General features: G+C 56.7%; 22 protein-coding genes. 14 read left to right on the forward strand and 8 right to left on the reverse strand.

Translation table 11 applies throughout. The annotated features are described in order from the left end of the window. Positions 1–243 precede the first annotated feature (243 nt). The 5 genes from ACN1CO_RS03380 to grxB all read right to left on the reverse strand — a co-directional run bounded on the left by ACN1CO_RS03380 (position 244) and on the right by grxB (position 3,472). Positions 244–516: a hypothetical protein gene (locus ACN1CO_RS03380; RefSeq protein WP_419137662.1), complete on the reverse strand. Its 273-nt coding sequence runs from the start codon at positions 514–516 to the stop codon at positions 244–246. 144 nt (positions 517–660) lie between these two features. Further along, a complete protein-coding gene (gene dinI / locus ACN1CO_RS03385; protein WP_003849907.1) occupies positions 661–906 on the reverse strand; it encodes a DNA damage-inducible protein I in 246 nt (81 codons plus the stop codon). Positions 907–968: 62 nt separating this feature from the next. After that, positions 969–2,012 carry a dihydroorotase gene (pyrC, locus tag ACN1CO_RS03390; RefSeq protein ID WP_419137665.1) on the reverse strand — a complete coding sequence of 348 codons (1,044 nt, stop codon included), beginning with the start codon at positions 2,010–2,012 and terminating at the stop codon, positions 969–971. A gap of 133 nt (positions 2,013–2,145) precedes the next feature. After that, positions 2,146–2,709 carry a lipoprotein gene (locus ACN1CO_RS03395; protein WP_419137667.1) on the reverse strand — a complete coding sequence of 188 codons (564 nt, stop codon included), beginning with the start codon at positions 2,707–2,709 and terminating at the stop codon, positions 2,146–2,148. Between the two features lie 115 nt (positions 2,710–2,824). Continuing rightward, positions 2,825–3,472 (reverse strand): glutaredoxin 2, encoded by a 648-nt coding sequence (gene grxB / locus ACN1CO_RS03400; protein ID WP_419137669.1) that lies wholly within the window; start codon positions 3,470–3,472, stop codon positions 2,825–2,827. A gap of 298 nt (positions 3,473–3,770) precedes the next feature. Here grxB and rimJ point away from each other — a divergent pair, with 298 nt between their 5' ends. The 4 genes from rimJ (at position 3,771) to murJ (ending at position 7,601) form a co-directional block, all read left to right on the forward strand. Next, positions 3,771–4,361, forward strand: a complete 591-nt coding sequence (rimJ, locus tag ACN1CO_RS03405) for a ribosomal protein S5-alanine N-acetyltransferase (RefSeq protein ID WP_419137671.1) — start codon at positions 3,771–3,773, stop codon at positions 4,359–4,361. A gap of 16 nt (positions 4,362–4,377) precedes the next feature. Next, positions 4,378–5,019: a DUF480 domain-containing protein gene (locus ACN1CO_RS03410; RefSeq protein ID WP_419137673.1), complete on the forward strand. Its 642-nt coding sequence runs from the start codon at positions 4,378–4,380 to the stop codon at positions 5,017–5,019. Position 5,020: 1 nt separating this feature from the next. Next, positions 5,021–5,941: a Gfo/Idh/MocA family protein gene (locus ACN1CO_RS03415; protein ID WP_419137675.1), complete on the forward strand. Its 921-nt coding sequence runs from the start codon at positions 5,021–5,023 to the stop codon at positions 5,939–5,941. 121 nt (positions 5,942–6,062) lie between these two features. After that, entirely contained in the window at positions 6,063–7,601 is a 1,539-nt protein-coding gene (murJ, locus tag ACN1CO_RS03420) for a murein biosynthesis integral membrane protein MurJ (protein ID WP_419137677.1), read from the forward strand. Between the two features lie 68 nt (positions 7,602–7,669). Here murJ and flgN read toward each other — a convergent pair whose 3' ends face one another. The 3 genes from flgN to flgA all read right to left on the reverse strand — a co-directional run bounded on the left by flgN (position 7,670) and on the right by flgA (position 9,182). Continuing rightward, the gene (flgN, locus tag ACN1CO_RS03425) at positions 7,670–8,101 is read right to left on the reverse strand and encodes a flagellar export chaperone FlgN (protein WP_090962254.1); all 432 of its coding nucleotides are present in this window, start codon (positions 8,099–8,101) and stop codon (positions 7,670–7,672) included. Between the two features lie 5 nt (positions 8,102–8,106). Next, a complete protein-coding gene (gene flgM, locus ACN1CO_RS03430; RefSeq protein WP_419137679.1) occupies positions 8,107–8,418 on the reverse strand; it encodes a flagellar biosynthesis anti-sigma factor FlgM in 312 nt (103 codons plus the stop codon). A gap of 104 nt (positions 8,419–8,522) precedes the next feature. Continuing rightward, positions 8,523–9,182 (reverse strand): flagellar basal body P-ring formation chaperone FlgA, encoded by a 660-nt coding sequence (gene flgA / locus ACN1CO_RS03435; RefSeq protein WP_419137681.1) that lies wholly within the window; start codon positions 9,180–9,182, stop codon positions 8,523–8,525. Between the two features lie 154 nt (positions 9,183–9,336). On the opposite strand from flgA, the gene flgB reads away from it, so the two are divergent. From flgB to flgK, 10 genes are all read left to right on the forward strand, one after another. After that, positions 9,337–9,750 (forward strand): flagellar basal body rod protein FlgB, encoded by a 414-nt coding sequence (gene flgB / locus ACN1CO_RS03440; RefSeq protein WP_013357439.1) that lies wholly within the window; start codon positions 9,337–9,339, stop codon positions 9,748–9,750. A gap of 2 nt (positions 9,751–9,752) precedes the next feature. Then, a complete protein-coding gene (flgC, locus tag ACN1CO_RS03445; protein ID WP_010246371.1) occupies positions 9,753–10,157 on the forward strand; it encodes a flagellar basal body rod protein FlgC in 405 nt (134 codons plus the stop codon). Positions 10,158–10,169: 12 nt separating this feature from the next. Then, positions 10,170–10,844 carry a flagellar hook assembly protein FlgD gene (gene flgD, locus ACN1CO_RS03450; protein ID WP_419137684.1) on the forward strand — a complete coding sequence of 225 codons (675 nt, stop codon included), beginning with the start codon at positions 10,170–10,172 and terminating at the stop codon, positions 10,842–10,844. A 26-nt stretch (positions 10,845–10,870) separates the two neighbouring features. After that, entirely contained in the window at positions 10,871–12,127 is a 1,257-nt protein-coding gene (gene flgE / locus ACN1CO_RS03455; protein ID WP_419137686.1) for a flagellar hook protein FlgE, read from the forward strand. Positions 12,128–12,147: 20 nt separating this feature from the next. Further along, positions 12,148–12,903 carry a flagellar basal body rod protein FlgF gene (locus ACN1CO_RS03460; protein WP_010669843.1) on the forward strand — a complete coding sequence of 252 codons (756 nt, stop codon included), beginning with the start codon at positions 12,148–12,150 and terminating at the stop codon, positions 12,901–12,903. Between the two features lie 17 nt (positions 12,904–12,920). Beyond that, positions 12,921–13,703: a flagellar basal-body rod protein FlgG gene (gene flgG / locus ACN1CO_RS03465; RefSeq protein WP_090962243.1), complete on the forward strand. Its 783-nt coding sequence runs from the start codon at positions 12,921–12,923 to the stop codon at positions 13,701–13,703. 60 nt (positions 13,704–13,763) lie between these two features. Next, a complete protein-coding gene (locus ACN1CO_RS03470) occupies positions 13,764–14,474 on the forward strand; it encodes a flagellar basal body L-ring protein FlgH (protein ID WP_419137689.1) in 711 nt (236 codons plus the stop codon). A gap of 9 nt (positions 14,475–14,483) precedes the next feature. Beyond that, positions 14,484–15,593 carry a flagellar basal body P-ring protein FlgI gene (locus tag ACN1CO_RS03475; RefSeq protein WP_090962241.1) on the forward strand — a complete coding sequence of 370 codons (1,110 nt, stop codon included), beginning with the start codon at positions 14,484–14,486 and terminating at the stop codon, positions 15,591–15,593. After that, complete coding sequence (flgJ, locus tag ACN1CO_RS03480) at positions 15,593–16,555, forward strand: flagellar assembly peptidoglycan hydrolase FlgJ (RefSeq protein WP_419137691.1); 963 nt, start codon at positions 15,593–15,595, stop codon at positions 16,553–16,555. The genes ACN1CO_RS03475 and flgJ overlap by 1 nt, the downstream gene beginning before the upstream one ends. Positions 16,556–16,678: 123 nt before the next feature. Then, on the forward strand, positions 16,679–18,328 hold the full coding sequence (flgK, locus tag ACN1CO_RS03485; protein ID WP_419137693.1) for a flagellar hook-associated protein FlgK: 1,650 nt from the start codon (positions 16,679–16,681) through the stop codon (positions 18,326–18,328). The last annotated feature ends 8 nt before the right edge of the window (positions 18,329–18,336 follow it).

Consider the following 18,336-nt stretch of genomic DNA (forward strand, 5'->3'; position numbering starts at 1 on the left):
AACCTCCTTATTACTCGTTAAACGAAGTGCATGGTGAGGTTCAATGCGGCTTTTTTATTCCAATAGCGAAACAATTATAACAGTAAACCAGGGAGTCACTGCTTTAAAAAGGCCGTGAGTCAGCTTCTCACAGAATATTTGCGTTTGAAAGGCGGGGGGGAAAAAATAAAATGCCTGGCGGGCAGGCATTCTAATCACTATTCAATGGGCCGGCAAAACGCGGGTTAAGCCGCGTGAGCGTGCTCAGAGTGTCGGGGCTTCCGGCACAATACCGCCGCCGCGTTTCTGCAATGTTTCTGCCAGACGGGCAAAGTGCTGCTGAAGCTGCTCATCATGGTTTTGATTTTGGGCTTCCAGCGACAGATTGTGCACCAGCAGCTGACTGGCACGATCGTCAAGACAGAAAATCAGACTGGAAAAAGCATTTTCCAGCACCGTTAAACGACGCTTTTGATCACCAATCAGTGCTAACAACTCACCAAAGGTCATCGCCTCTTCCGGTTTATCAGTAGTCATGGTGCGCACCTCCTGTTATGCGTGACGAGCGCAAGGATAGGGCATTGATCATTCAGAGTCTAGATGCAGAGAGAGGGAAGTGCGAGAGGGGAGAAAAGATAAAAAAACCGGGTGGCGACACCCGGAAAAAAAGCACAGTGGCGGTTAATCAGTAATGAACCAGTCATCAGCGCTTTCCCACGTCTGCTGCAGGATTTCGCTGATCTGGTCGCGCGTCTCTTTTCCACCGCCCAGCACGCTGAGATTGTTGGCACTGGCGTAACGTACCTTGACGTGATTGGTCGAGTCAGGGAACTGTTCATCAATGCGGCGCGATAATTCATCGCTTAACGCTTCAATCGCGCCAGCAGGAAGAGGTCGGGTATTGGATACGGTAATTTCAACGCGCATAATAGCCTCCGGTTAAGATGCTGTATATATTTACAGTATCGATGGGCCGGAGGCAAGTAAAATTATGCGATGCGCCAGTTCAGGGTTTCACCTGCCAGGAATGGCACCAGTGAGTGGCTGCCGAGTGCAATTGACTCTGGCACCTGCCAGGGTTCACGCACCAGCGTAATCGTCCCTTCATTCAGCGGCAGGCCGTAGAAACGCGGGCCATTTTCAGAACAGAACGCTTCAAAATGCGCCAGCGCGTTCAGCTCTTCAAATACGGTAGCGTAAGCGGGCAACGACGTCGGCGCATTAAAGACGCCGGCACAGCCGCAGCTGGCTTCTTTGAGATGACGCAGATGCGGCGCGGTGTCGGTGCCGAGGAAGAAGCGAGGATTTCCGCTCGCCACTACTTTGCGCAGCGCCTCCTGATGCACGTTGCGTTTAAGAATCGGCAGGCAGTAGAGGTGTGGACGAATCCCGCCCACCAGCATGTGGTTGCGGTTAAACATCAGATGCTGCGGCGTAATGGTCGCGCCCAGCGTCTCATCAGCATCAGCGACATAGTCAGCGGCGTCCTGCGTCGTAATGTGCTCCATCACCACTTTCAGTGCCGGAAACTGGCTGCGCAGCGGCACCATCACCGTTTCGATAAACCGGGCTTCGCGGTCAAAGATGTCGATATGCGCATCGGTCACTTCACCGTGGATCAGCAGTGGCATACCGAGCTTCTGCATCCGCTCCAGCACGCGGGCGATCGACGCGATATTGGTCACGCCATGGCTGGAGTTGGTGGTGGCGTGTGCCGGATAGAGCTTAGCCGCGGTAAACAGACCCGCGGTAAAGCCGCGCTCAAGCTCATCAGGATCCAGCGAGTCGGTCAGATAGCAGGTCATCAGCGGCGTAAAGGCGTGATCGGCAGGCAGCGCCGCCAGGATGCGATCGCGGTACGCTTCACCTGCCGCTACGCTGGTCACCGGCGGCACCAGGTTAGGCATCACAATGGCACGACCATTCACCGCGCTGGTATAGGGCAGGACCGTTTTGAGCATCTCATCGTCACGCAGATGAATATGCCAGTCGTCAGGGCGACGCAGGGTAAGTTGCTGAGGTTGTGCTGTCATCAGTGAAGCTCCGGCAGAAGGGAAACAAAAGGCGTGTTTTGGCCGGGGTCTAAGCATAAGGATTCAGGCAACCGTTTGCACCTGCTTTTTATGCCGGTAATGAAAATCCGCGCCAGGGGCGCGGAGATTGGAGTTACTGCGTGAAGGGAATGACCAGTTCGCCGGGTTTCACTTCCAGCCCTTTGGCAAACTTCTTCGCCAGCGACTCGCCTTTGCTGCGGTCAGCACTCAGGACGTAAGCCGGGGTCTGATCGAAATAGCTTTTCAGCGACTGATTCAGATAAGGGGTCAGCGTCTTCATGATGGAGGCCATTTTTTCCGGCGCAACCTGCGCATCAACAATCTCCAGATCGCGCAGATAGATGGCGCCCTGCTGCTGGTCATAGACCGGCTGAGCACGCATCTTCAGTTGCATATCGGCCTGCTGCGGGCCAAACAGCGAGGTCACGTTGATTTTTGCGTTGCCGGAGAGTGTCACTTTACCCGGCTCTTCGCGGCCAATCTGACTGGTCAGGTTGTTCAGCACAATGTGCGCGTTAACCAGTCCGGAGACGCCAATATCTTTCTCGTAGTTGTTGTGCTTCTGCAGCGCCTGATTCACTTCCTGTTCGCTGATAGTGTATTGCGTCAGTTGATTACAGCCGCTCACCAGCAGCGCGATCAACAGGGCCGTCAGCCCGAAAAATGCCTTTTTCATCGATCTTTATCCTGAATATCAGAGCCAGTAAACAGGGCATAGCCTGCCTGAATGCGTGGCGGGTGTCATCAGGAAAGAGATGAGAAACGCCGCAGCGTCTCTCATCGGGGCAGGATTAGTGGGCTATCGAGGAGAGCAGATTGACCTGGGTCTGTTTGGCCATATTATCGCGGTAGTCAGCGACCCGTGCGGGCCAGTCGATACCGGCCACCAGCGTCAGCGAGCGCAGCAACGGGAAGAGATTGAAATCATCTTCCGACAGCTCGCCGTTTACCGCATTAGGTTGTTCGATTAACTTGTCCAGCTTGCGCAGATCCTGGCTGACATTTTTAATCAGCCCGGCTGAGTGACTTTTCAGCGTCCCGAAATCACCGATGCTGGCCTGCTTTTTAGTGCGGAAATAGTCACGCGCCTCCGGGGTGGCGAATTCGGCAAACGCGGCGTCTGCAATGCGCGGCAACAGCAGCTTATTCACGTAGCTGTTCATGTGACGCAGCCACTCGCCAATCGCCGGGTTCAGTGCGCCGGTGATCAGCGGTTCGCGATCCAGCTGATCGACGTAATGCACGATCTCCATGCTCTCAGGCATCGCACTGCCATCCTGCTTTTGCAGAATCGGTGCCATTTTCTGACCAATCAGTCGTTTCGGCGTCTCTTCATCGTCGTTGAGCATCACCACCAGCTCAACCGGCTTATTTTTCAGGCCAAAAATCATTCGCGCTTTTACGCAGAAAGGGCAGTGGTCATAGATATAGAGCTTCATCCTGATCTCCCGTGTTCAGAGGTTGACTGTTTAACAGAATGAATCAATTCATCCTGTTTTCGGGCGCGTAAAAAGTATGGAAGAGATTACCCCACAGGGCAAACCGGCCTGTCAGATGCGTGACCGGATCGGCGGCTGAAGCCGCCTGTACAGTTTGTTGACCGCTGCGATAACAGAGCAAAATCAACCTCTTTATGGCGAAACCGCTGTAACGTTTTACCGCAGCCCAGGCGGCGGTTATAGTGAAAGCCGGGTAATGACGGCTCAGCTCTATCAGCCATTGATTTCAGGAGTCAGGATGTTTGGCTATCGTTCTGCCGCGCCCAGGGTGCGATTAACCACCGATCGTCTGGTGGTCCGTCTGGTTCACGAACGTGATGCCTGGCGAATGGCAGATTACTATTCGGAAAACCGCCTGTTTTTAAAACCCTGGGAGCCGGTGCGCGATGACAGCCACTGTTATCCGTCGGGCTGGCAGGCACGGCTCGGGCTGATTTCCGACATGCATAAGCAGGGAACGGCCTTCTATTTTATCCTCATGGACAGCGATGAAACCGAAGTGCGGGGCGTGGCGAACTTCAGCAACGTGCTGCGCGGATCGTTTCACGCCTGCTACCTCGGCTATTCACTGGGCGAAAAGTGGCAGGGACAGGGCCTGATGTTTGAAGCGTTGCAGTCGGCTATCCGCTACATGCAGCGCCAGCAGCATATTCACCGCATCATGGCGAACTACATGCCGCACAACCAGCGCAGCGGCGATCTGCTGGCGCGACTCGGCTTTGAGAAAGAGGGTTACGCTAAAGATTATCTGCTCATTGACGGACGCTGGCAGGATCACGTGCTGACAGCCTTAACCCTGCGGGAATGGACGCCTGACCGGCGTGGATAATAATGAGGATGCGAGCATGAAGATGGTTTTATCGGCGCAGGCAATGCGCGTGCTGGGCTGCCTGCTGGAGAAGCAGGTGACGACGCCGGAACAGTATCCACTGTCACTGAACGGTGTTGTGGTGGCCTGTAATCAGAAATCGAACCGCGAGCCGGTAATGGAGCTGAGTGAAAGCGAGGTACAGAATCAGCTCGACCTGCTGGAAAAACGGCATCTGATCACGGCCAGCAGCGCCGCCGGACAGCGGGTGGTGAAATATGAGCAGCGTTTCTGTAACTCTGCGTTTGGCGCGCTAAAGCTCAACAGCGCGGAAGTCGCCCTGCTGACCCTGCTGCTGTTGCGCGGACCCCAGACACCCGGTGAGCTGCGCACCCGCAGCGGACGTCTGCACGAGTTCAGTGACGTCAGCGAAGTCGAGCAGACGCTGGAAGGCTTAATGCAGCGTGACGACAGTGCTCAGGTAATCCGATTGGCGCGGGAGTCAGGTAAGCGCGAAAGCCGCTTTATGCATCTGCTGGGCGATGAACGTGATCAACCGCAGGCCGCCGCTGACGCCCCAGAAGAGCAGGGCGATCTGGCGGCACGCGTTGCCACACTGGAGCAGCAGGTCGCAGAGCTTCAGGCCCAACTCACCCAACTGCTGCAAACGGAGAGCTGAGATGACATTACGTATTGGCGTGGTGGGATTAGGCGGCATCGCGCAGAAAGCCTGGCTGCCGGTGCTGTCGGCGGCGACAGACTGGACGCTGGTGGGCGCCTTTTCCCCAAACCAGGCCAAGGCCGGCCCGATCTGCGACAGCTACCGCATGCAATGTTTTGGCTCACTGAATGATCTGGCTGCTGCCTGTGACGCGGTCTTTGTCCACAGCAGCACCGCTACGCACTATGAAGTCGTCAGGGCGCTGCTGCTGGCAGGAAAAGATGTCTGCGTTGATAAGCCGCTAGCTGAAACCCTGGAGCAGGCTGAAGCGCTGGTGGCGCTGGCGGAAAAACGTCAGCGTAAACTGATGGTGGCGTTTAACCGCCGGTTCGCGCCGCGCTATCAGCAGCTGCGGGCGGAGATGGCTGGCGCGACTTCTCTGCGGATTGAAAAGCACCGCAGCGACAGCGTCGGGCCACAGGATCTCCGCTTTACCCTGCTCGACGACTACCTGCATGTGGTGGACACCGCACTCTGGCTGGGCGGCAAACCGTTCCGCCAGGTTCAGGGGCGCATCGACACCAACGAACAGGGCCAGATGCTCTATGCCGAACACCATTTCAACGTTGAAGGATTAACGATCACCACCAGCATGCACCGGCGTGCAGGCAGCCAGCGCGAGCGGATCAGCGCGGTGTGTGACGGTAAATGCATCGACATCAGTGAGATGCGCGACTGGCAGGAAGAAAGTGGCGACGGCCTGCTGATTACGCCGCCACCGGCCTGGCAGAGCCATCTGACGCAGCGCGGTTTCAGCGGTGCAGCGCGCCATTTCATCGACTGCGTACAAAATCAGACGAAGCCTGAAACCAGCGGTGAGCAGGCACTGATGGCGCAGCGTGTGGTGGAAAAACTGTGGCGTGAGGCGACCCGCGAATAACGCCTTGTAACACTCCGTGCTGGTCATTTCCCTCCGTGGCAGTAGACTGTCGCCGGGCATCCTCAGGTGCCCGCGCTAATTCTCCTTTTTTGCCGATTCTTTTCAGGATGCGCCGTCAATTATGAATTTGTTGAAATCGCTGGCAGCGGTCAGTTCAATGACCCTGTTTTCCCGCGTACTGGGCTTTGCCCGTGATGCTATCGTGGCGCGGGTGTTTGGTGCCGGAATGGCGACCGATGCCTTCTTTGTTGCGTTTAAACTTCCCAATCTGCTGCGGCGTATTTTTGCTGAAGGCGCATTTTCTCAGGCCTTCGTGCCGATTCTGGCTGAATATAAAAGTAAGCAGGGCGAAGAGGCGACGAAACTGTTCCTGGCTTACGTCTCCGGGCTGCTGACGCTGGCGCTGGCGCTGGTCACCGTAGCGGGCATGATCGCGGCACCCTGGGTCATCATGGTCACGGCTCCCGGCTTTGCCGACAATGCCGATAAGTTCGCGCTGACCAGCTCGCTGCTGCGGGTGACCTTCCCCTACATTATGCTGATTTCGCTGGCGTCGCTGGCGGGCGCGGTGCTCAACACCTGGAACCGCTTCTCGGTGCCAGCCTTTGCGCCGACCCTGCTGAACGTCAGCATGATTGGTTTTGCGCTGTTTGCCGCGCCGCACTTCCATCCACCGGTTATGGCGCTCGCCTGGGCCGTGGTGGCGGGTGGTGTGCTGCAGCTCGGCTATCAGCTGCCACACCTGAAGAAGCTCGGGATGCTGGTGCTGCCGCGCCTGAATCTGCGTGACGCGGGCGTCTGGCGGGTGATGCGTCAGATGGGCCCCGCCATTCTGGGTGTCTCTGTCAGCCAGATCTCGCTGATCATCAACACCATCTTCGCCTCGTTTCTGGTGTCAGGTTCGGTCTCCTGGATGTACTACGCCGACCGCCTGATGGAGTTCCCCTCCGGCGTGCTGGGCGTGGCGCTGGGCACCATTCTGCTGCCGTCGCTGGCCAAAAGCTTCGCCAGCGGCAATCATGATGAATATTCCCGACTGATGGACTGGGGTCTGCGCCTCTGCTTCCTGCTGGCATTACCCAGCGCGGTTGCGCTGGGTATGCTCTCCGGCCCGCTGACTGTGGCGCTGTTCCAGTACGGTAAATTCACTGCGTTTGATGCCCTGATGACGCAGCGCGCCCTGATCGCCTATTCCGTCGGACTGATGGGGCTGATCGTGGTCAAGGTGCTGGCACCGGGTTTCTATTCCCGTCAGGACATCAAAACGCCGGTGAAAATCGCGATTATCACGCTGCTCATGACGCAGGTAATGAACCTGGCGTTTATTGGCCCGCTGAAACATGCCGGTCTGTCACTGTCGATTGGTCTGGCGGCCTGTCTGAATGCATCGCTGCTCTACTGGCAGCTGCGTAAGCAGAAGATCTTTATGCCGCTGCCGGGCTGGAGCAGCTTCCTTACCCGTCTGCTGATCGCCGTGGTGGTAATGGCTGGCGCGCTGTTTGCCATGCTGCAGTGGATGCCAGCCTGGGATCAGGGCGCGATGCTGTGGCGACTGTTGCGTCTGGCTGCGGTCTGTGCGGTAGGCGGCGGGGCTTATTTCCTGGCGCTGGGGCTGCTGGGCTTCCGGCTGCGCGACTATGCGCGGCGCACGGCTGTGTAAGTCAGAGCGTAAAATCAGACAATAAAAAATCCCGCACCAGGCGGGATTTTTTTACGCTACTTTTCGGCTCAGGCTTTACGGCTTAACGTCGCCTGGCCTTTACCCATACCATCCGGGCCATAGAAGGCCTGGGTCTGATGCGGCTTCAGCACTTCAAGCGCATTCTCGGTGTAGCGAATCTGATGTTGCAGCAGCATGCCATTATGGACATTGGCATCCTGCAGACGACGGGAGTGCTGCTGGATACTGTCCCAGCGACGCGCCATGTCATTCTGCCCACGATAAGGTGCCGATGTCGCCTGACTCTGTTCAGCGGTGCGGCGCATCTCATCCAGATAGTTCAGCGTGCTGAGCAGCGCACTTTTATCTTCGGTGATACGCTGCAGCAGGTTGCTGTTAATGTTTCCGGCAGCCAGCTGCTGCTGCTCTTCTTCCAGCACGGCTGACAGTGACGCCAGCACGTCCTGCATCTTATCTAATGTGGTCTGCAAATTACTCATGGGAATTAATTACCCTCTAAATACGCCTTGGTGTCGGCAATCAGCGCATCGGCGATTTTGCCGGTATCCATCTTCAGTTCGCCATTACGAATGGCGGTTTTCAGTTGTTCAACGCGCTCGACGTTAATATCTTTGCTGCTCGGCTGCATCAGCTGCGACTGCGCGCTGCTCAGGCTCACCTGGGCGGCTGCCGGGGTCGTGGCTGCTGCTGCCACCGGGCTGGCGCTCTGGCGCACTTTGCTGTTACCGGACTCACTGCTATCGCGGCTCTGTACGGTGCTGGCGGGTTTCAGAGGTTGCGTTCTGTCAATGCTCATGTTCGGGCTCCTGTACGGTCAGGGGAAGTCTGCCACCTGAATCAGAATAGCGTTATCGCTTCGTTGATTCTTCTATCGGCAGCACTACGGGCTTCTTTAACACTTTACAGCGTTATAAGAATATTCCCATCTTCCCGTACCTTACCGCTGACAACCTGACCATTTCCCATCCGGACCCGAACCGACTGCGAACGGGCGGCGTTATTCAGCGCCTTACCCTCACCGCTGGCGTCAAATCCATCGCCGCTGGCGATGACCATCACATTCTGACCTGCCTTGACCCGCCATGGCTGACGCAGCGTAGACGGATTAATTGGCTGTCCTGGCTGGATGTCGCGCAGCACCACAGCATCGGCGACAGAGTCGGCACTCAGCAGGGCGCGGGCGGGCAGCGTATCAAGGCGGCCGGTCTGCAGAGTGAAATCACTCTCGCTGACGCTACTGCCCTGGCTCAGCAGTCGGTTCGCCACCAGATAAGAACCGGTAACCTGAACCTGAACCTGAATATAACGGCGATTCTCATCGCAGTTTGCCGCCACGCTCATATTGCCCCACAACCGGCTATTGCCGGGCAGAGTGAACTTTGGCGTCTCACAGGCTGGCCACTGTTCCTTCGGCGTGCGTACCACCACGACCATGCCATCAGCATGCTGGGCGTCACGCGCTTTAAAAAATTGATTCAGTTGTGCATTGAGATCACCGGCAGAAGCCGGCAGAGCGATCACGACCAGCAGACTGGTCAGCAGGGTCAGATATCGACGCATTGTGCTTTTCCTCACTGATAATGGCGACAAGTGTACCCCTTAAGAAAAATCCTTAATTGTCAAAATAGCGGTCATTTGAGGCCCTATTCAGACGATGACGTCTTGCTTTTTCCAATTAAGCTGCGAACTCAAAATTTTCATACGCGGAGGAAACATGCTCGACAAACTGGATGCGGCGCTGAAATTTGGTACGGAGGCCCTCAACCTGCGTGCTCAACGTCAGGAGATCCTGGCGTCAAATATTGCCAACGCCGATACCCCTGGTTATCAGGCCCGGGATATCGACTTTGCAAGCGAGCTGAGTCGGGTGATGTCCAATGGCCGTGCGGAAGGCAGCAGCATGGCGTTAAAAGTCACGTCAGCTCGCCACATTGAAGCACAGACAAACGGCGCGCCATCGATGGATATGCTTTATCGCATTCCTGACCAGCCGGCTGCCGACGGCAACACCGTAGATATGGACCGTGAGCGTACGCAGTTCGCGGATAACAGCCTGAAATATCAAACCGACCTCACCCTCATCAGTAGCCAGATCAAAGGCATGATGAGCGTGTTACAAGGGCAATAATTATGGCCTTGCTGAATATTTTTGACATTGCCGGCTCAGCGATGACCGCGCAATCACAGCGATTAAACGTCAGTGCCAGTAACCTGGCGAACGCCGACAGCGTCACCGGCCCCGATGGTAAGCCTTATGTGGCCAAGCAGGTGGTCTTCCAGACCGATGCAGCGCCAGGTTCAGCCACCGGCGGCGTGAAAGTGGCAAGAGTCGTGGATGACCCCACGCCAGCGAAGCTGGTTTATGACCCAGGTAATCCGATGGCAGATGCCAAAGGCTACGTGAAGATGCCGAACGTGGATGTGGTTTCTGAAAGCGTCAACACCATGTCGGCGTCACGCAGTTACCAGGCCAACGTCGAAGTGCTCAACACCGTGAAGTCGATGATGATGAAAACCCTGACCCTCGGGCAATAACGGAGAAAATTTATGGCTATCGCGGTAGGCGTTAACGAAAGGCTGGACCCCACGGTCCTCAGCTCTTCCAACACCAGTGGCACCGGCAATAATGCGCAGGATCTGCAGAACCAGTTCCTGACCATGCTGGTGACGCAGTTAAAGAACCAGGATCCCACCAATCCAATGGATAACAGCCAGCTCACCACGCAGCTGGCACAGATCAATACCCTGAGCGGCATTGAAAAACTGAACACCACGCTGGGATCGATCTCCGGCCAGATCACCACCAGCCAGTCACTGCAGAGCTCCACGCTGATTGGGCATGGCGTGATGGTCAATGGCGGACAGATTCTGGTCGGCAAGGGCACCACAACGCCATTTGGCGTTGAGCTGGCCTCTGCCTCAACCGGCGCATCGGCCACGATTAAAGATGCCGGTGGCAACGTGATCGACACCGTCGATCTGGGCGCGCTCAGTGCTGGCGTCCACACCTTCTCGTGGGACGGCAAGCTGACCGATGGCTCTGTCGCGCCGGATGGTAAATACAGCGTTGCGATTGCTGCAAGCAATGGCAACACACAACTGGTGGCACAACCGCTTAACTACGCCTACGTCAATGGGGTGAGTACTGCGAATAACACCACAAAACTGGATCTCGGCACCATGGGCTCCGCCACCCTTGACGACGTACGTCAGATTCTCTGATTAATCGGTAAACAGGAAACAAATAAATGTCATTTTCCCAAGCGGTCAGCGGCCTTGGTGCTGCTTCAAGTAACCTTGATGTCATCGGTAACAACATTGCCAACTCCGCAACTGCGGGCTTTAAATCGAGCACCATCGCGTTTGCCGATATGTTTGCCGGTTCTAACGTCGGCCTCGGCACCAAAGTGGCTGCGGTAATCCAGAACTTTAACGACGGTGCGACCACCACCACCAGCCGTGGCCTGGATGTTGCGCTGAGCGGTAACGGTTTCTTCCGTATGACCGACAGCAGCGGCGGCGTCTTCTATTCACGTAACGGCCAGTTAACGCTGGATGCCAACCGTAATCTGGTCAACACCCAGGGTCTGAACGTGACCGGCTATCCGGCCAGCGGTTCCCCGGCCACCATCCAGGCCGGTGCTAACCCGGTTGCGCTGCGTATCCCTACCGAGCAGATGTCAGCCCGTGCGACTACTACCGCCGGTCTCGTTGCCAACCTGAACTCAACGGATACCACGCCAACCGTCACTACCTTCTCGACGGCGAACGCAGACAGCTACAACAAGAAAACCACGGCAACCGTGTTCGACTCGCAGGGTAATGACCACGCGCTCGACATGTATTTCGCGAAAGACACCACCAGCAACAGCTGGACCGTGCGGACCATTGATGGCACCACCGGCACCTCCGCGGGTGACTTCAGAATGGCGTTTGACACCAGCGGTAAGCTGACCAGCGTTTCTAAGCTGGATGCCAGCGGCGCGGTTGTGAGCACCACCACTGATGGCACTGTCGGCCTGACGCTGAACGTGGGCGGCGCCAATGGCGCAGTAGCCAATCAGCCAATCAACCTGAGCATGCTGGGCAGCCTGCAGCAGAACACCGGCGCCACCAACTTTGGCAGCCCGACCCAGGATGGTTATGCACCTGGCGATCTGACCAGCTACGCAATTAATGATGACGGCACCATCACCGGCAGCTATTCAAACCAGAAAACCCAGTTGCTGGGTCAGATTGTCCTGGCGAGTTTCTCTAACCCGGAAGGTCTGCAGTCTAAGGGTGACAACGTCTGGCAGGCGTCAAGCGCATCAGGTCAGGCAGCAGTCGGTCTGGCTAACACCGGCACCTTTGGTTCACTGACCGCTGGCGCACTGGAATCGTCCAACGTCGACATGAGTAAAGAGCTGGTGAACATGATCGTAGCGCAGCGTAACTATCAGGCGAATGCGCAGACCATCAAAACTCAGGACCAGATTCTCAACACGCTGGTTAACTTACGTTAATTCGCTAACAGGATTGCCATATGGATCACGCGATATATACCGCGATGGGCGCGGCCAGCCAGACGCTGGATCAGCAGGCGGTTACCGCCAGCAACCTCGCCAACGCCTCTACACCCGGTTTTCGTGCGCAGCTGAATGCGCTGCGCGCGGTGCCGGTGAGTGGCTGGTCGCTGCCGACCCGTACGCTGGTCGCCGCCTCGACACCAGGCGCCGACATGAGTCAGGGCGCGATGGATTACACTGAGCGTCCGCTCGATGTGGCGGTGCAGCAGGATGGCTGGCTGGCAGTGCGAACTGCTGACGGCAGCGAAGCCTATACCCGCAACGGCAATATGCAAATCAGTCCGACCGGTACGCTGACGGTTCAGGGCAATCCTGTGATGGGCGATGGCGGTCCGATTGTGATCCCGCAGGGCACGGAAATCACCATTGCGGCTGACGGCTCGATCACCGGGCTGAATGCCGGTGATTCACCGAACGCCACGGTTCAGCTGGGTAAGCTGAAGCTGGTCAGGGCAACCGGGCAGGAGCTGCAGCGCAGTGATGACGGCATGTTCCGTCCTACTGCGTCGACGCAGGCAACCCGCGGTGCTGCGCTGCAGGCCGATGCCACCATGCAGGTGATGCCTGGCGTGCTGGAAGGCAGCAACGTCAAACCGGTAGAAACCATGGTCGATATGATCGCCAACGCCCGACGTTTTGAGATGCAGATGAAAGTCATCACCAACGTCGACGAAAATGAACAAAAAGCCAACCAGCTCCTGAGCATGGGTTAAGGCACGAGGATAACAACATGATTCGTTCTTTATGGATCGCTAAGACCGGTCTTGATGCGCAGCAGATGAACATGGACGTCATTGCCAACAACCTGGCAAACGTCAGCACCAACGGCTTTAAGCGTTCACGTGCCGTGTTCGAAGATCTGATGTACCAGACCATGCGCCAGCCGGGCACCCAGTCATCAGAACAGACGACGCTGCCATCCGGTTTGCAGATCGGTACCGGTGTCCGTCCGGTGACGACTGAGCGTCTGCATACTCAGGGCAACCTGTCGCAGACCAGCAACTCAAAAGATATCGCCATTAACGGCCAGGGTTATTTCCAGATTCAGATGCCGGATGGCACCTCTGGCTATACCCGTGACGGCGCGTTTCAGGTTGATCAGAACGGCCAGCTGGTCACCAACTCCGGTTTCCCGGTACAGCCAGGCATTACCATTCCGGCCAACGCCACCAGCATTACAGTGTCGCGTGACGGTGTGGTCAGCGTGACGCAGCAGGGTCAGGCTCAGGCCGCGCAGGTCGGTCAGTTAACGCTGAGCACCTTTATGAATGACGCCGGTCTCGATAGCGTGGGTGAAAACCTCTACAAAGAAACGCAGGCATCGGGCGCACCGACAGACAGCACCCCAGGCCAGAACGGTGCGGGTCTGCTCTATCAGGGCTACACCGAAACCTCAAACGTTAACGTGGCGGAAGAGCTGGTCACCATGATCCAGACGCAGCGCGCCTACGAAATCAACAGCAAGGCGATCAGCACCTCTGATCAGATGCTGGCGAAATTAACGCAGCTTTAATCCCGAACAGGGCCAGCCCGTGCTGGCCTGAAACAAAGACATTAATAAGGTCGTGACGCCGTGGCGAAGCAACAGATTCTCAAGCCTGGACATTGGTTAGTTGCCTCGTTGCTGCTAACTCTTAACGGATGTGCCCTGGTCCCGCGTACTCCGCTGGTCGAAGGTGCAACCACAGCGCAACCTATGCCGTCCGCGCCACCGGTGGTCAACGGCTCTATATTCCAGGGCGTCGCGCCGCTTAACTACGGCTATCAGCCGCTGTTTGAAGATCGTCGTCCACGCAACATTGGCGATACCCTGACCATCACGCTGCAGGAAAACGTCAGCGCCAGCAAAAGCTCCTCAGCCAATGCCAGCCGCGATGGCAGCAACAGCCTTGGTGTGACCGGGGTACCGACCGGTCTGGCAGGCCTGGTGGGTGCGGCTGGCGAAAAAGCCAATCTCAGCGCCGAAGGCAAAAACGATTTCGCAGGTAAAGGCGGCGCATCCGCCAATAACACCTTTACCGGCACCATTACCGTCACCGTGGATCAGGTCCTGTCAAACGGCAACCTGCACGTGGTCGGTGAAAAACAGATCGCCATTAATCAGGGCACGGAGTTCATTCGCTTCTCGGGCGTGGTCAACCCACGCACCATCAGCGCCAGTAACGCCGTGTTATCTACCGCTGTCGCCGATGCACGTATTGAGTACGTCGGAAATGGTTACATCAATGAGGCGCAGACCATGGGTTGGTTCCAGCGTTTCTTCCTGAACATCTCGCCGATGTAAGAGGTTTCAATGAAAAAGTTAACGCTGTTACGCGCCGGGCTGGCGCTGCTGCTGGGCGTAAGCCTGCTGGCCAAAGCCGATTTGATTCGTGATTTAACCACGGTACAGGGCGTACGTGATAACCAGCTGCTGGGTTACGGCCTGGTGGTGGGTCTGGATGGCACGGGTGACCAGACGACTCAGACGCCATTTACTACGCAGACTGTGAGCAACATGCTGTCACAGCTTGGCATTACCGTTCCGACCGGAACCAACATGCAGCTGAAAAACGTGGCGGCCGTTATGGTCACTGCGAAACTGCCGTCGTTTGCCCGTCAGGGACAGACGCTGGATGTGGTGGTCTCATCACTGGGTAACGCCAAAAGCCTGCGCGGCGGCACACTGTTAATGACGCCGATGAAAGGGGTCGATAACCAGGTCTATGCGCTGGCACAGGGTAACATCCTGGTCGGTGGTGCGGGTGCCTCAGCGGGCGGCAGCAGTGTTCAGGTTAACCAGCTGAACGGTGGCCGTATTACCAGCGGCGCGACCGTTGAGCGTGAACTGCAGAGCAACTTTGGTACGCAGAACACCATCAACCTGCAGCTTAACAGCGAAGATTTCTCGATGGCGCAGCGTATTGCTGATGCAATAAACGCCCGTGGCGGTTACGGCGCAGCGCAGCCGCTGGATGCCCGTACCGTGCAGATCCGCGTGTCGCCGAATAATGGTGCGCAGGTGCGTCTGCTGGCTGAAATCCAGAACATTGATGTCTCGATTCCGGTTGAAGATGCCAAAGTGATCATCAACTCCCGTACCGGCTCAGTCGTTATGAACCGCGAAGTGACGCTGAATCAGTGTGCTGTCGCGCAGGGTAACCTGTCAGTGACGGTTAATCAGCAGCAGAACGTCAGTCAGCCTGACACACCACTGGCCGGTGGTCAGACGGTGGCGACGACGCAGACGCAGATCGATCTGCGCCAGACCGGCGGTGCGCTGCAACGTGTTAATGCCAGTGCCAACCTGAACAACGTGGTGCGTGCGCTGAATGCGCTGGGTGCGTCACCTATCGAACTGATGTCGATTCTGCAGTCGATGCAGAGTGCCGGCTGTCTGCGTGCCAAACTGGAAATTATCTGATGGCTGATATGCAATCTGTAACGAGTGCGGCTTTCGACAGCCGCTCCCTGAATGACCTTAAACGCCAGGCGAGCAACGATCCGAAAGGACATGCGTTGCAGGTGGCGCGTCAGGTCGAAGGGATGTTTGTACAGATGATGCTGAAGAGTATGCGCGAGGCGTTGCCGCAGGACGGGATTATGGGCAACGAACAGACCAAACTCTTTACCTCTATGTATGACCAGCAGATTGCACAGGAGATGGGTAAGCGCGGCCTCGGCCTGGCGGAAACCATCGTTAAACAGATGCAGCCCGCCACCGCGCCGGACGAAAAGGCCGGTACGGTGCCGATGAAGCTGGATAACAGCTTTATTCTCAGCACCAGCGGCGCCACACCCATGGCCACGCAGCAGCTGGAGCAGATTGTGCGTAAGGCGATGCCGCGTCTGCCGCCGGTCGCGTCACCGACGGGCCTCCCCAGCGACAGCCGCGAGTTTATCGCCCAGCTGACGCAACCGGCGCAGGCAGCCAGTCAGCAGAGTGGCATTCCTCATCACCTGATTCTGGCGCAGGCTGCGCTGGAGTCGGGCTGGGGCCAGCGTCAGATCCTGACCCGCGACGGCAAACCGAGCTACAACGTGTTCGGAATTAAAGCCAGCGGCGACTGGAAAGGTGACACCACCGATATCATGACCACGGAATATGAGCAGGGCGAAGCGAAGAAAGTCCATGCCAGCTTCCGCGTCTACAACTCCTATTTCGAGGCGCTGACCGACTACGTCAAACTTCTGACCAAAAACCCACGCTATGCGGCGGTGACCAACGCCACATCCGCAGAGCAGGGTGCGCAGGCATTGCAGGCGGCAGGTTACGCCACCGATCCGAAATATGCGCAAAAGCTGGTGGGAATGATTCAGCAATTTAAAAGTATGGGCGACAAAGTCGTCAAAGCGTACAGCCAGGACATGGGCGACCTGTTCTGATCATTGCGCCTCAAGTTTCACTTAAGCAAGCCGATAACATCCCTATAGCCAGAAGCGTTTTCGCCTGCTGGCGCCCACTTTGATGTCTGCCAGCCCGGTTGACGGGGAACGTAAGGAACCGAGATGTCCAGCATAATTAACTCCGCGATGAGCGGATTGAGTGCCGCGCAGGCCGCTCTGAGCACCACCAGTAACAACATTTCCAATTACACCGTGGCGGGCTATTCACGTCAGACCACGGTACTGGCGCAGGCGAACAGTACCCTGCAGGGCAATAGCTATTATGGTAACGGCGTGAATATCACCGGTGTACAACGTGAATATGATGCATTTATTGCCACGCAGTTACGCGGTTCCAGTGCGAACTACAGCGCAGTAAACACTCAGCACAGCCAGATTTCTAACATTGACGACCTGTTGTCGACGTCGACGACCAGCCTGTCTACTTCGCTGCAGGGCTTCTTTACTAACCTGCAGAACGTGGTCAGCAACGCCAACGATCCGTCAGCGCGTCAGTCCATGCTCAGCAATGCACAGGGTCTGGTCAGCCAGTTCCAGACCTCGGCGCAATACCTGAACAATATGCAGAACAGCGTCAATGCGGACGTTGGTTCCAGCATCAAGCAGGTCAACACGATTACCAGCCAGATCGCCGATCTTAACAAGCAGATTGGCAAACTGAGTACCGCTAACGGTGCCACACCTAACGATCTGCTCGATAAGCGCGATCAGCTGGTGAATACCCTGAATAACGTGGTGGGTGTCACGGTATCGCAGCAGGATGGCGGCTACACGGTCGCGATGGCGAATGGCCTGACGCTGGTAAACGGCGACAAATCTCACGATCTGGTTGCGATGCCTTCCAGCAGCGATCCGACACGCACCACTATCGGCTATGTCGATAAGCAGGCGGGCAACGTCGAGATCCCGGAAAAATTGATCACCACCGGTTCACTGGGCGGTCTGCTTGCATTCCGTACTCAGGATCTGGATCTGGCTCAGAACCAGTTGGGTCAGTTAGCGGCGGCGTTTACGACCAGCTTTAACGATGTCCACAAGCAGGGCTTTGACAGCAACGGCAATCAGGGCGTCGATTTCTTCAATATCGGCAGCCCGCTGGTGGTGAGCAACAGTAAAAACAGCACCGCCGCATCCGTCACCGCTGAGTGGACCGATACCAGCGCGCTTAAAGCCACAAACTATAACGTCAGCTTTGACGGTACTAACTGGAGCGCCACCCGTGCTTCGGACAGCACCGCCGTGACCATCACGCCGGGTACCGATGCCAGTGGCAACACCACGCTGAGCTTTGATGGCCTGAAGCTGACTGTCGCCGGTACGCCTGCACCCGCTGCCAAAGATAGCTTCCTGGTGAAGCCGGTGCAGAACGTGGTTAACGACATGTCCGTCGCGATCACCAATGAATCTCAGGTGGCCGCAGCAGGTGCCGTTGGCGGTGAAAGTGATAACCGCAATGCGCAAAAACTGTTGAGTCTGCAGGACGCGAAGCTGGTCGGCGGCAACGCTACGCTGTCACAGGCTTACGCCACCATTGTCAGCAGCGTCGGTAACAAAACCAGTTCACTGGCAACCACCAGCGATACTCAGAAAAGCGTGGTCAGTCAGCTGACCGAACGCCAGCAATCGGTCTCAGGCGTAAACCTCGATGAGGAGTACGCCAACCTGACTAAATATCAGCAATATTACATGGCCAATGCGCAGGTGCTGCAGACTGCCAGCACCGTGTTTAATGCATTGATCAATATTCGCTAAGGGCAGGA

Source organism: Pantoea sp. R13S299 (assembly GCF_048515925.1).
Taxonomy (GTDB): domain Bacteria; phylum Pseudomonadota; class Gammaproteobacteria; order Enterobacterales; family Enterobacteriaceae; genus Pantoea.